At 40.1% G+C, this 12,097-nt stretch carries 12 protein-coding genes and 1 riboswitch; of the genes, 10 read left to right on the forward strand and 2 right to left on the reverse strand.

The genetic code is table 11. The features are described from left to right. The first annotated feature begins 87 nt into the window (after nt 1-87). From mltG to QFX10_RS08515, 4 genes are all read left to right on the forward strand, one after another. The gene (gene mltG, locus QFX10_RS08500) at nt 88-1,221 is read left to right on the forward strand and encodes an endolytic transglycosylase MltG (RefSeq protein WP_280605806.1); all 1,134 of its coding nucleotides are present in this window, start codon (nt 88-90) and stop codon (nt 1,219-1,221) included. A gap of 20 nt (nt 1,222-1,241) precedes the next feature. Continuing rightward, a complete protein-coding gene (gene udk / locus QFX10_RS08505) occupies nt 1,242-1,892 on the forward strand; it encodes a uridine kinase (RefSeq protein ID WP_280605807.1) in 651 nt (216 codons plus the stop codon). 55 nt (nt 1,893-1,947) lie between these two features. Further along, nucleotides 1,948-2,421: a transcription elongation factor GreA gene (gene greA, locus QFX10_RS08510; protein ID WP_280605808.1), complete on the forward strand. Its 474-nt coding sequence runs from the start codon at nt 1,948-1,950 to the stop codon at nt 2,419-2,421. A gap of 158 nt (nt 2,422-2,579) precedes the next feature. Further along, the gene (locus QFX10_RS08515) at nt 2,580-4,241 is read left to right on the forward strand and encodes an IS1182 family transposase (protein ID WP_280607267.1); all 1,662 of its coding nucleotides are present in this window, start codon (nt 2,580-2,582) and stop codon (nt 4,239-4,241) included. Here the strand turns inward: QFX10_RS08515 and dapF are convergent. Further along, on the reverse strand, nt 4,236-5,219 hold the full coding sequence (gene dapF, locus QFX10_RS08520) for a diaminopimelate epimerase (RefSeq protein ID WP_280605809.1): 984 nt from the start codon (nt 5,217-5,219) through the stop codon (nt 4,236-4,238). The genes QFX10_RS08515 and dapF overlap by 6 nt on opposite strands. 215 nt (nt 5,220-5,434) lie before the next feature. Beyond that, nucleotides 5,435-5,618, forward strand: a riboswitch (Lysine riboswitch). Between the two features lie 90 nt (nt 5,619-5,708). Here dapF and lysA point away from each other — a divergent pair. From lysA to QFX10_RS08550, 6 genes are read left to right on the forward strand one after another with little or no spacing between them, the layout of a single operon-like run. After that, complete coding sequence (gene lysA, locus QFX10_RS08525; RefSeq protein WP_280605810.1) at nt 5,709-7,001, forward strand: diaminopimelate decarboxylase; 1,293 nt, start codon at nt 5,709-5,711, stop codon at nt 6,999-7,001. A gap of 20 nt (nt 7,002-7,021) precedes the next feature. After that, nucleotides 7,022-7,732, forward strand: coding sequence for a 2,3,4,5-tetrahydropyridine-2,6-dicarboxylate N-acetyltransferase (dapD, locus tag QFX10_RS08530; protein ID WP_280605811.1), 711 nt, complete (start codon nt 7,022-7,024; stop codon nt 7,730-7,732). A 4-nt stretch (nt 7,733-7,736) separates the two neighbouring features. Next, nucleotides 7,737-8,894 carry an N-acetyldiaminopimelate deacetylase gene (locus QFX10_RS08535; RefSeq protein WP_280605812.1) on the forward strand — a complete coding sequence of 386 codons (1,158 nt, stop codon included), beginning with the start codon at nt 7,737-7,739 and terminating at the stop codon, nt 8,892-8,894. Nucleotides 8,895-8,897: 3 nt separating this feature from the next. Continuing rightward, entirely contained in the window at nt 8,898-9,815 is a 918-nt protein-coding gene (gene dapA / locus QFX10_RS08540) for a 4-hydroxy-tetrahydrodipicolinate synthase (protein WP_280605813.1), read from the forward strand. A 1-nt stretch (nt 9,816) separates the two neighbouring features. After that, nucleotides 9,817-10,596: a 4-hydroxy-tetrahydrodipicolinate reductase gene (gene dapB / locus QFX10_RS08545; RefSeq protein WP_280605814.1), complete on the forward strand. Its 780-nt coding sequence runs from the start codon at nt 9,817-9,819 to the stop codon at nt 10,594-10,596. 13 nt (nt 10,597-10,609) lie between these two features. Beyond that, on the forward strand, nt 10,610-11,686 hold the full coding sequence (locus QFX10_RS08550; protein ID WP_280605815.1) for an aspartate-semialdehyde dehydrogenase: 1,077 nt from the start codon (nt 10,610-10,612) through the stop codon (nt 11,684-11,686). Nucleotides 11,687-11,738: 52 nt separating this feature from the next. Here QFX10_RS08550 and QFX10_RS08555 read toward each other — a convergent pair whose 3' ends face one another. Next, a complete protein-coding gene (locus tag QFX10_RS08555) occupies nt 11,739-12,089 on the reverse strand; it encodes a hypothetical protein (RefSeq protein WP_280605816.1) in 351 nt (116 codons plus the stop codon). Nucleotides 12,090-12,097 lie beyond the last annotated feature (8 nt).

Genomic DNA, 12,097 nt, shown 5'->3' on the forward strand with positions numbered 1-12,097 from the left:
AAGTTGGTGAGATGCTTTTAGATCGTTCGTAATAATTTAGGAAAGGAAGCTATATTCTTACATAGATCAGTTCGTCCAAGTAAGTCTATGCGAAAATATAGTAAGATAGGTGATATTTTGGATAAGAAAGATAACGATCAAAAGAAGCCTGTAGCTAAAAAGATCATTATTGGTGTGATCGCTTTGATCGCAGTGTTGGTCGTTTTAGTGGGGGCTTTTGGTTATAACTATGTTAAAACTGCTTTACAGCCTTTAGATAGAAACTCAAATAAGCAGATCGAGGTAAAGATCCCAGTCGGTAGTACAAATAAACAGATCGGGGCGATCCTTGAAGAAAAGAAAGTGATCAAAAGTGGTTTTGTCTTTGATTACTATGTCAGAACAAATAAGCTTGCCAGTTTTAAAGCGGGTTATTATGAATTAAAACCTTCGATGAGTTTAGCAACGATCGCCAAAGAACTGCAAAAAGGTGGTGCAAGTCAACCGCTGAGTTCAGGGAAAGTTCTAGTCAAAGAAGGGGTCACGATCGATGAGATCGGTGATGTGATCGCTCAAACGACAAAATTCAAAAAGCAAGATTTTTTAGCTTTAGTCAATGATGAAAGCTTTTTGAATGAATTAAAAGCGAAATATCCTGAACTTTTGACTTCAGCACTTGAGGCTAAAGATGTCCGATACCGTTTAGAAGGTTATCTTTACCCAGCTACGTATGCTGTCCAAAAAAATGAGACTTTAAAGCAATTAGTCGAACAGATGGTGGCTAAAACAAATGAAATGCTGACACCGTATTATACAAAGATCAAAGAAAAAAACTATACGGTCCAACAAGTATTGACACTTGCTTCGTTAGTTGAACGTGAAGGCGTGACTACTAAAGATCGTTATAAGATCGCAGGTGTTTTTGAGAATCGGTTAGAGAAGAATATGAAGATCCAGTCGGATATTTCAGTCTTATATGCGCTTGGAAAGCACAAACAAAATGTTACTTATAAGGATCTTGAAGTTGATTCGCCATATAATCTTTATAAAAATGAAGGCATGGGTCCTGGACCGTTCAATAATCCAAGTATCGCTTCCGTCAAAGCTGTGCTAGATCCTATTGATAAAGATAAAGGCTATCTTTACTTTATCGCCAATATGAAGACTGGCAAAGTTTACTTCTCAAAAACTTATGCTGAACACCAAGAACTAACTAAAGAACTTGAAAAAGATAATCAATAATTTTAAGGAGAATTACATTCATGGCACAAGCAAATAAACGTCCTCGTCCGATCATCATTGGAGTAACTGGAGGTTCAGGGAGCGGGAAAACTTCTGTTTCACGTGCGATCTTTGACCAATTGCACGGCCACTCTTTGATGATGTTGCAAGAAGATTCCTATTACAAAAGTCAAGATGATGTTCCATTTGAAGAACGCACAAAAGTCAACTACGATCACCCAAATGCATTTGATACAGATCTCTTGATCGAACAATTAGAAGATCTTTTAGAATGGAAAACGATCGAGATCCCTGTTTATGACTATGCGGCTCATACACGTAGTAAAGAAGTCGTTGTTCAAGAACCACGCGAAGTGATCATCGTTGAAGGGATCTTGACTTTAAATGATGCACGCTTGCGTGATCTAATGGATATCAAGATCTTTGTTGATACAGACGATGATATCCGGATCATTCGTCGGATCCAACGAGATATCGAAGAACGAGGACGGACTTTACAGTCAGTGATCGATCAATACTTAGATACGGTCAAACCGATGTATCATCAATTTATCGAACCGTCGAAGCGTTATGCTGATATTATTGTGCCTGAAGGTGGCGAAAACCAAGTTGCGATCGACCTTTTAGTTACAAAGGTCAGAGATATCATTCGCAAAAATGAAGCAAAATAGTCGGGCTGTGTTATAATTTAAACACAAGATCCAATAATTTTAATGGGGTGTAAGAATGGCTGAAGAAAAAACATTTCCAATGACATTGGAAGGTAAAGAAAAACTCGAAGTAGAATTAGAAGAATTACGTACAACTAAACGAGCAGAGATCATCGAACGTATCAAGATCGCACGTTCTTTTGGGGATCTTTCAGAAAATTCTGAATATGAAGCTGCTAAAAATGAACAGTCGATGCTTGAAGGACGGATCAAAGAAGTTACAAATATGTTGAACCATGCAGAGATCATCGATAACGGCTCGATCGCAGCAGATGAAGTTGCGATCGGTAAAACAGTTGTTTTCCAAGAAGATGACGATGAACCTGAGACTTATCAGATCGTTGGGGCAGCTGAAGCAGATCCGTTTGCAGGTAAGATCTCAAATGAATCTCCGATCGCGCAAAGTTTAGTGGGGCATAAAGTTGGTGACCTCGTCACAGTTGAAACACCTGGTGGCGAGATGCAAGTTAAGATCCTCGAAGTCAAATAATTAAGCCAAAAAGAGGCTGTGACATAAGTCTACAAAATAAAGCTGGATGTATGGAAACCTTCGTGTTTCATATATCCAGCTTTTGAATTATAATCAAAGAAAAAAGGTAGCCACGCCCGGCTACCTCACAATTACCCTCGAAAGGATAACATAAAATGATACACAGTCATTATAACATTAATCAGACTATTTTGAACATCTCTTTAGAATATATTCCTGAAAAAAATCATCCAGCTCTCTACATCAATGAACTTGTTGAAAGTTTAGAACTCAAGTATAACTATCAATTTGGACGCCCTCGTGAATATGATCTAGCTGCTATGCTAAAGCTCACTTTACTTGCTTATAGCTATGGTATCTTTAGTAGTCGAAAAATTGAGAGATTTGCTCGCGAAAATAAGCCTGCTGGTTGGTTGATCGCTGATCAAGTCCCTTCTTATCGAACTATTTGTCGTTTTCGGATCTCTGATGAGTTAGCTACCTTAACACAAGAGAGTTTAACTAAATTGACAGCTTTTCTAAAAAAACATAATCTGATTGATGACATTTCTTTCATTGACGGTACGAAGATCCTTGCGGATGCTAATAAGTATTCTTTTGTCTGGAAGAAAAATGTCGTTCGTTTTGATGAGCTCAATCGTCAAAAAGTTGTTGAACTTTTAGGCGAGCTCCACGAAGCTAAAGTTATCGGAAAGATCCCCAAAGGATCTGACCTGACTTTGGAAGCATTAGATGTAATAATTGCCAAGTTTGAAGATTATCTAGTTGCTTTAGATCAAAAAGTCGAAGAAACTAGACAAGTATCGCCGAACCCTGCGAAACAAGAACGTCGAAAATTAAAGGCAACCTACAAAAAACTATTAACGCGTAAAGAAAAAATGCAAAATCACCAAAAACAAAAAGACATCCTTAGAGAACGAAATAGTTACTCTAAAACTGACCATGATGCTACTTTTATGCGTGTAAAAGAAGATCCAATGTTAAACGGACAACTAAAACCTGCTTATAATCTTCAAATTGCTACTAGTAACCAGTTTATTACCGGGTATAAGTTATTTGCTAATCCAACTGATACAAGAACGCTTCCTACTTTTATTGACCATTTGAATGACAATGGCGTACTTGGTTCAACTATCGTTGCTGATGCTGGGTATGGTTCTGAGAGTAATTATCGTTTTTGTGACGATAATTACGGTGATCGCACCGTTTTGATCCCTTATGGGACAATGCTCAAAGAGAATAGTCGCAAATGGAAAACTGATGATCATAAAATCATGAATTGGTCTTATAATGAAAAAGATGACTATTATTTAGACCTTAACGGTGTTAGATTCAATTTTTCAAACTATTCTAAAAGAACTGATAAGTATGGATTTACTAGAGATTTTAAAGTATATACTGCTGAAAAATTTGATGATGATCATTTGATAGATCCCCGAGCCTTAACTAAAAGTGGACACGTAAGGAAGATCATGGTCAATAATGCCTGGGAATATTTTAAAGCACAACAACGAGCTTTACTTTCATCTTCTAATACTGGATCAATCTATGCACGGCGCAAAATTGATGTTGAACCTGTTTTTGGAAGATTGAAGGCTTCTTTGGGATTCAACCGATTCTCAGTTAGGGGGAGCGAAAGAGTCGAAAAGGAAATGGGCATTGTAGTTTTGGCAATGAATATCAACAAATTAGTCACAGTAGTGACCAAGATAAACAAAATACGTAAAGAAAAAGTATCTCAGAAATCAAATTTTCGATTTCTGAGATACTTTTCTCTTATAGAGACTACTTATGTCACAGCCTCTTTTTTTGTACTATGATCTCTGAATAAAATCTAAGTAAGCTGCTTGTTCACTTGTTTCAGTGATCGTACAGTTTTTTGAGGTAACATCGTTTTGATAGAGTGCTTGCTCATCGACATCGATCAGATGAGTGACAGTTGCATTTCCGATAAGTTGTAATTTATAAATTCCCTCTGTTTGGCTCACTTTTGTTTTGACCATCCCACCAGGATTAAAAACGGTGATCTCCTCGTTTAATGGGCAAAGTTCTGGAAAGCTAAGATGAAAGGCTAAACTTGTTGCTGACATACCTGTTCCACAAGCATTTGTAAAACCTACGCCACGTTCGTAAGTACGCACGAAAAGTTTTTTAGGGCCTAAGACCTCAGCAAAATTAACATTGACGCCATCAGTAAAATATGGGTTAGGACGGTTCAATTTCTGTCCGAGCTGTTCTAATAGAGTAGCTGATGCTTTGATATCAGGCACAAACCCGATCAAATGCGGATTAGGGACAGCTAAGATCGAAAAGCGGATCTTTGCGCTAGGGTCAAATTCTCGCAGGGGACGATCAATGATCTTGTCTGCCCCTAAGTTATCAAATGGAAGATAATGCTTCTCAAAATGGATCGGTGAGATCTCGACTCCAAAGGCTGGGACATCGGGGGCTAGTTCAGGTTCTTTACTAACAGCTAGGTCAGCTTGCAATGTCTCGACTAAAAAATGCTCGCGCTGATATTTGTCAGCTAAATAACGTGCGACAGTACGCAAACCATTGCCACACATCGATGCTTCACTACCATCTGTATTGATCACTCGCATTTTGGCAAGAGCATTTTTGCTTGTAGGCGCTTCGATGCATAAGACACCGTCAGCTCCGCCTAAGATCCCCGTATTCGTAGCAGTTAATTTCTTAGTTAATGCGATCAATTCTTGCTCAGTCAAAGGTTGCTTAAGCAAAGTTTGATCGAGAATAAAGAAACTATTTTGTGAACCATGAACTTTTTGAAGACGCATAAACTTCGTTCCTTTCGTTTAATTCTCATCTAACGTTTTTGTAAATTTTTTTATTAAATCAATACTAACAAAAGTCGATATTTAAGACAATCACTAAATAAAAAAATCTGGCTAAAGTTTTTTAACAAAATTTATTAGTATTCTTCGCTCGAAATGTGTTTCAAAAAAACATTAAAAATCCTTGACTATATTACCGAAAGATTATAATATTATGTTAAATCGAAGAGGCGCGACTGACAAGAGTACGGTGCTTTAGCTGCTATAACAGCATTTGAGGGCATTCTGAAAGGGAAAGTCGCCGAAGTTTAGATGATTTATAGATCATTTGAACTGGGGCGTAGTTTAAGAGACTACGGACTGTCGCAACTTAGTCAACAGTTGCGGAGTGCTATCGATCAAATTGAATTTTTGCACTTATTCAGCAAGGATCTTTTTAGGCGATAGGACTAAGAAGATCCTTTTTTAATACGAGAACAAGGTGGGGATTTTATGACGATCACGACAGGTAAGACAGGACATTTAACTATTGGAGGGGTTGATGCTGTGGCTTTAGCCCATAAATATCAAACGCCACTTGTCGTTTACGATGTCGCTTCGATCAAAGAGCAGATCAAACGTTTCAAACAAGTTTTTGAAGAACAAGGAGTAGCATACGAGGTGAGCTATGCAAGTAAAGCCTTTTGTGCACTGGCGATCTATCAAGTGATCGCAGAGTTAGATTGTCATACAGATGTTGTTTCTGGAGGCGAGCTAGCAACAGCTCTAAAAGCAGGTTTTCCGGCGGAAAAGATCAGTTTTCATGGGAATAATAAATCAATGGCAGAACTAGAATTTGCAGTCAAAGCTGGTGTTGGGGCCATCATCGTTGATAATTTTTATGAGATCGAACTTTTAAAGCAAGTCTTGCAAGAACAAAAGGCGACCGCTAAAGTTATTTTGCGAGTGACACCTGGGATCTCAGCACATACGCATGAATACGATCAAACTGGTCAAGTCGATAGTAAATTTGGCTTTGATCTTGCTTCTGGGCAAGCAGATCAAGCTTTAGAAGAACTCTTAAAACTTGAGCAGATCGAAGTTTTAGGACTTCATGCCCATATCGGTTCGCAGATCTTTGAAGTTGGTGGTTTTGAATTAGTTGGTCAAAAGCTGATGGAAGTTGCCCATGCTTGGACTCAAAAATACGGTTACGTTGCAAAAGTCATCAATGTTGGTGGTGGCTTTGGGATCAAGTATACAGCTGAAGATACGCCATTAGCCCCTGAAAAATTTGTTGAACAGATCGTAAAAGTGATCAAGCAAAAGGCGAACGAATTTCAAATGGAAGTGCCTGAAATCTGGATCGAGCCAGGACGTTCGATCGTAGGCCCAGCCGGGTATAGCTTATATACAGTTGGCTCACGCAAAGATCTTCCTGATCACTTATCATATCTTGCTGTTGATGGTGGGATGGGTGATAATATCCGACCTGCATTATATCAAGCTAAATATACAGCGGTCTTAGCTAATGATCCGTTAAAAACTGCGACAACGACAGTGCGTTTAGCTGGTAAATATTGCGAATCAGGTGATATTTTGGTAGCAAAAGCTGCGCTACCTGAAACAAAGCCAGGTGATATCGTCGCTTTACTTGCAACAGGGGCTTACGGGTATGCGATGGCTTCAAATTATAATCGTAATCCTCGTCCTGCAGTTGTTTTTGTAGAAGATGGAAAAGATAAGTTAGTGATCAAACGCGAAACGTATGCTGATCTACTAGCATTAGATCTTCCCTATAAATAATGAAATGAGGTTTTAAGGAAATGACAAATTTAAATGCCCAAGAGATCATTGATTTTATTGCAAATGCTGAAAAAAAGACGCCAGTCAAAGCTTATGTGAACGGTGACTTAGCGCAACTTGAACTTCCGCAAGATGTTAAAATGTTTGGCACTGATAAGAGTGCGATCTTATTTGGTGATTGGAAAGTTCTAGGGCCATTTTTGACAGCCAATCAAGCTCTGATCACAGAGCAAGAAGTTGAAGTCTTAGCGCGCAATTCGGCTGTACCATTATTAGACCAAAAAAACATCAATGCACGGATCGAACCAGGGGCATTGATCAGAGATCAAGTCGTGATCGGAGATAATGCAGTGATCATGATGGGTGCAGTGATCAATATCGGCGCTGAGATCGGAGCAGGCACAATGATCGATATGGGAGCGATCTTAGGAGGTCGTGCTTTAGTCGGCAAAAACTGTCATATCGGCGCAGGTACTGTTTTAGCTGGTGTCGTTGAGCCAGCTTCTGCCACACCAGTTGTGATCGAAGATGATGTTTTGATCGGCGCTAATGCAGTCGTTTTAGAAGGTGTCAGAGTCGGCAAAGGTGCTGTCGTAGCCGCAGGTGCGATCGTAACTAAAGACGTCGAACCTTATAGTGTCGTAGCTGGGGTGCCGGCGACCTTTGTCAAATATACTGATGAAAAGATAAAGGAAAAGACTGGTCTTGAAGAAGATTTGAGAAAGTTGTGAGTCGATGGGATTAACAGAAAAACAGCTAAGGCAGATCTATCAAGATCTTCATCAAATACCAGAATTAGCGCTAGAAGAGTATCAGACAAAAGCTTATTTAACTAAAGTCATTCGCTCATTTGACCAAAGCTTTTTAGAGATCTATGAGCCAGAAGTTTTGCCAACCGCGCTTTTAGTTTTAGTCAAAGGGTTTGATCCTGAAAGGACGATCGGCTACCGGGCCGATATCGATGCTTTACCAGTTGAAGAAAAAACAGGATTAGCGTATGCGTCGCTTCATCCAGGGGTAATGCATGCTTGTGGTCACGATGTGCATATGACAGTTGCTTTAGGACTTTTAGCGCATTTTGCAGAAAAAAGACCTAAAGATAATATGCTTTTCTTTTTTCAACCAGCAGAAGAAAGTAAAAATGGGGGTAAACTAGCTTATGAAGCTGGCATTTTTCAAGGTAAGTGGCGACCTGATGAATTTTATGGTCTACATGATGCGCCTGAACTACCAGCTGGTGCGATCGGGTGCAATTTAGGCACGCTTTTTGCAGGCACGACTGAAGTTGATATCACTTTGACTGGCAAAGGTGGTCATGCAGCCTATCCACAAAAGGCAAATGATATGGTCGTTTGTGCAAGTGAATTGATCGTGGCTGCGCAAACGATCGTAGCTAGAAATGTTGATCCGACCCAAGGGGGGGTCTTGACTTTTGGGGAACTAAAAGCTGGAACGATCAGAAATGTGATCGCTGGTGAAGCTCAGATCAAAGGTACGATCAGAGGAATGACCCAAGAGATGATCACCTTGCTACAAAGACGTTTAAAAATTTTAGCTGAAGGGATCGCGCAAAGTTTTGAAGCTAAATTAGACCTGCGGCTTGAACAAGGAGGCTATTTACCCGTTGAAAATGATGAGAAATTGACGCGCTTTTTGATCGAATATGCTAAAAAAACACCAACACTCGAATTTATTGAGACAACACCCAAAATGACAGGCGAGGATTTTGGCTACCTACTTTCTAAGATCCCTGGAACGATGTTTTGGTTAGGTGTAAATGCGAAAGCTTCGTTACATAGTGCGCATTTAGCCCCAGACCAAACCGCGCTAGCTAAAGGCGTCATTGCGATCAGTGGCTTTTTAGAAGCAAGAATGCAAGCAAAGGAAGTGTAACAGTTGGAATTAAATCAAGCAGAGATCATCACCGCCTTAGTGACACCATTTGACAGTCAAAATCACCTTGATCTAACAGTTTTAAAACATTTGACCAAACATTTAGTTCAAACTGGGAGCCAAGGATTTGTGATCGGAGGAACGACAGGTGAGACCCCAACGTTGACGCATGCAGAGAAGTTGACGTTGTATCAAAAGTTTAGTCAGTTTGTACCTGCAGATCTACCAGTGATCGCGGGCTGTGGTACTAACAATACGCAAGCGACCCTGGAATTTATCAATGAAGTTGCCCAGATCGAACGGATCGATTACGCTTTAGTCGTTGTGCCTTACTATAATAAGCCAGACCAAGATGGTATGAAAGCGCACTTTGAGTATTTGAATGAACATAGTAAATTACCGATCATTATTTATAATATTCCAGGACGAACAGGCGTTAAGATGGAAAAAGAAACGATCGTGGAACTTGCTCAACTTGAAAAGATCGTCGGGATCAAGCAATGTGGTCCGTTAGAAGATCTACGTTATATTTTAGAGAAGACAGAAGACTTTGTAGTTTTTACTGGTGAAGATGCTCAGGCATTAGCGGCTAAAGAATTAGGTGCAACAGGAGTTATTTCAGTAGCAGCCCATATTTATGGTAAAGAGATGACTAAGATGTATCGCTTATTGGCAACAGGTGAAGTCGCTAAAGCAAAAAGCTTACAAGAAAAGCTCTTACCTAAGATGCAAGCGTTGTTCATGTACCCTTCTCCTAGCCCAGTCAAAGCTGTTTTAAAAGCCCAAGGTTTTGCCGTTGGCGGGTTACGTTTGCCGTTACTAGCTTTAAACAAAGAAAAGAAAGCAAATTTAGCACAAGCTTTAGGCTTAGCTAAAGATGCGTTAGAACATGAATTATCATTAGAATTAGAGGTAAAGTGAAATGGTCAAGATCTTAGTTGCCGGTTTTTCTGGTTCGATGGGTCAACAAGTTTTGCAGTTGATCGAAAAAACACCTGAATTTGAATTAGTTGCAGTTTATGCGCCACAAGCATCTGAAAAAGATCGAGCTCGTTATAATTTAAAAGAGACAGTCAAGATCTATTCGCATTTAGAGGAGATCGAGCGTCAAGCCGATGTCTGGGTCGATTTTACGACACCAACGGCAGTTTATGAAAATGTTTCATTTGCTTTGGAACACGGGATGGCACCGGTTGTCGGAACGACTGGTCTGACTGATGAGCAAGTCCAGACACTACAGGCATTAGCTCAGACTAAAGGTCTTGGTGGATTGATCGCGCCTAACTTTGGGATGTCTGCGGTCCTTTTGATGAAGTTTGCAAAAGAAGCTGCGAAATATTTCCCTGATGTTGAGATCATCGAAATGCACCATGCAGATAAAAAGGATGCTCCTTCAGGGACGGCATTGAGTACTGCTAAAGAGATCGCTAAAAATCGTCTTCCCCACCATCAAGGGGCGCCGACCGAAGTCGAAACACTTGCCAATGTACGCGGGGGAGATTATCAAGGGATCAAGCTCCACTCAGTTCGTTTACCAGGATACGTTGCTCACGAGCAAGTTTTGTTTGGTGGGAAAGGTGAAGCTTTGACGATCCGACAAGATTCATTTGAGCGCAGTTCATTTATGGGTGGTGTCAAAGTAGCTTTGGAAAAAGTTTTAGAGTTAGATCAGCTTGTAGTTGGTTTAGAAAATATTTTGTAAAAGAGGAAAAAAGATGAGAGAATATACAGTTGCGATCTTAGGAGCGACCGGTGCAGTCGGGACTCGCTTATTAGAACAGTTAGAAAAATCAACGATCCCAGTCAAAGAGCTTAAATTACTGGCTTCAAAACGTTCAGTCGGAAAAAAATTGCGTTTCAAAGGTCAACAGATCGCAGTTTCTGAAGCAACACCAGATGCATTTACTGGTGTTGACCTAGTTTTAGCTTCGGCTGGCGGAGCTGTTTCGAAGCGCCTTTTACCCGAAGCAGTCAAACGTGGTGCTGTTTGTGTTGATAATACGAGTGCTTTTCGCATGGAAAAAGAAGTTCCGTTAGTCGTACCAGAAGTTAATGAAGAAGCTTTGAAAGAGCATCGTGGGATCATTGCTAACCCAAATTGTTCAACGATCCAGATGGTCGTAGCGTTAGAACCGATCCGTCAAAAATATGGACTCAAACAAGTGATTGTTTCAACTTATCAAGCAGCTTCAGGTGCAGGACAATCGGCTTTAGAGGCGATGAAAACAGAAGCCCGTAACTATCTTTCTGGTCAAGAGATGCACGGAGAAGTCTTTCCTGTCAAAAGTGAACCAAAGCATTATCCGCTAGCTTTCAATCTCTTACCGCAGATCGATGTTTTTGAAGAAGATGGATATACTCACGAAGAGTGGAAGATGATCCACGAAACGAAAAAGATCATGTCAGGTGAGATGAATGATCCAACATTAAAGGTAACTGCGACATGTGTCCGTGTTCCAGTTGTGATCGGGCACGGAGAATCAGTTTATTTTACAACAAAAACGCCTGATGTGACTGTTAAAGATCTGCGTGCGCTTTTAGAAGTAGCTCCAGGAGTGGTGGTCCAAGATGATCCCAAACAACAACTCTATCCGCAACCGTTGACGGCAGAAGGCTCACGGGCAACTTATGTTGGTCGTTTACGGGCTGATCATGAAAATCCCGGAAGTTTTAATATGTGGGTCGTTTCCGATAACTTGCTGAAAGGAGCAGCCTGGAATACAGTTCAGATCGCTGAACGTTTAGTTGCAAATGAACTAGTCTCTGTTCCAGAAGATCCATATTTAGGTTGAGAAATACGCCAAATAAGACACCTAGACCGAATTAGTCTAGGTGTCTTATTTTTTAAGTTCTAAAAACAAAAAGTCCCGCAAAGACCCCAGTAACTAAACTTACTGTACAAAGTGCTAAACTGACCCACGGATTAGCGATCAAATAGCGAAAATTACGTGCAGCCATGAAAAAGATCAAGATTGAACTGATCAAAAAAAGTAAATAGATCACTTTTAAAGGGGCAAAGATAAATAAAGTAAAGAGTGCACAGAGTAAAAGTAAATTCCGAAAGTTTTTATACCAAAGGAGCGTCCCAAAAAAGGCTTGTTGATATGAAAAACTTCGATCGCGGGGCAAAGCACTAAATTTTACGATAACTAAAAGCAACCAAAAAATATAAAGTGAGATACCAAGGATCACCATCAGCTTCA

Origin of the sequence: Ligilactobacillus faecis (assembly GCF_029889745.1) — a bacterium.
Classification (GTDB): domain Bacteria; phylum Bacillota; class Bacilli; order Lactobacillales; family Lactobacillaceae; genus Ligilactobacillus; species Ligilactobacillus faecis.

What these genes read in the sequence shown, in the direction of transcription:
- mltG (WP_280605806.1), top strand. Translation starts at nt 88, where the DNA reads ATGCGAAAATATAGTAAGATAGGTGATATTTTGGATAAGAAAGATAAC.
- udk (WP_280605807.1), top strand. Translation starts at nt 1,242, where the DNA reads ATGGCACAAGCAAATAAACGTCCTCGTCCGATCATCATTGGAGTAACT.
- greA (WP_280605808.1), top strand. Translation starts at nt 1,948, where the DNA reads ATGGCTGAAGAAAAAACATTTCCAATGACATTGGAAGGTAAAGAAAAA.
- dapF (WP_280605809.1), bottom strand. Translation starts at nt 5,219, where the DNA reads ATGCGTCTTCAAAAAGTTCATGGTTCACAAAATAGTTTCTTTATTCTC.
- lysA (WP_280605810.1), top strand. Translation starts at nt 5,709, where the DNA reads ATGACGATCACGACAGGTAAGACAGGACATTTAACTATTGGAGGGGTT.
- dapD (WP_280605811.1), top strand. Translation starts at nt 7,022, where the DNA reads ATGACAAATTTAAATGCCCAAGAGATCATTGATTTTATTGCAAATGCT.
- QFX10_RS08535 (WP_280605812.1), top strand. Translation starts at nt 7,737, where the DNA reads ATGGGATTAACAGAAAAACAGCTAAGGCAGATCTATCAAGATCTTCAT.
- dapB (WP_280605814.1), top strand. Translation starts at nt 9,817, where the DNA reads ATGGTCAAGATCTTAGTTGCCGGTTTTTCTGGTTCGATGGGTCAACAA.
- QFX10_RS08550 (WP_280605815.1), top strand. Translation starts at nt 10,610, where the DNA reads ATGAGAGAATATACAGTTGCGATCTTAGGAGCGACCGGTGCAGTCGGG.
- QFX10_RS08555 (WP_280605816.1), bottom strand. Translation starts at nt 12,089, where the DNA reads ATGGTGATCCTTGGTATCTCACTTTATATTTTTTGGTTGCTTTTAGTT.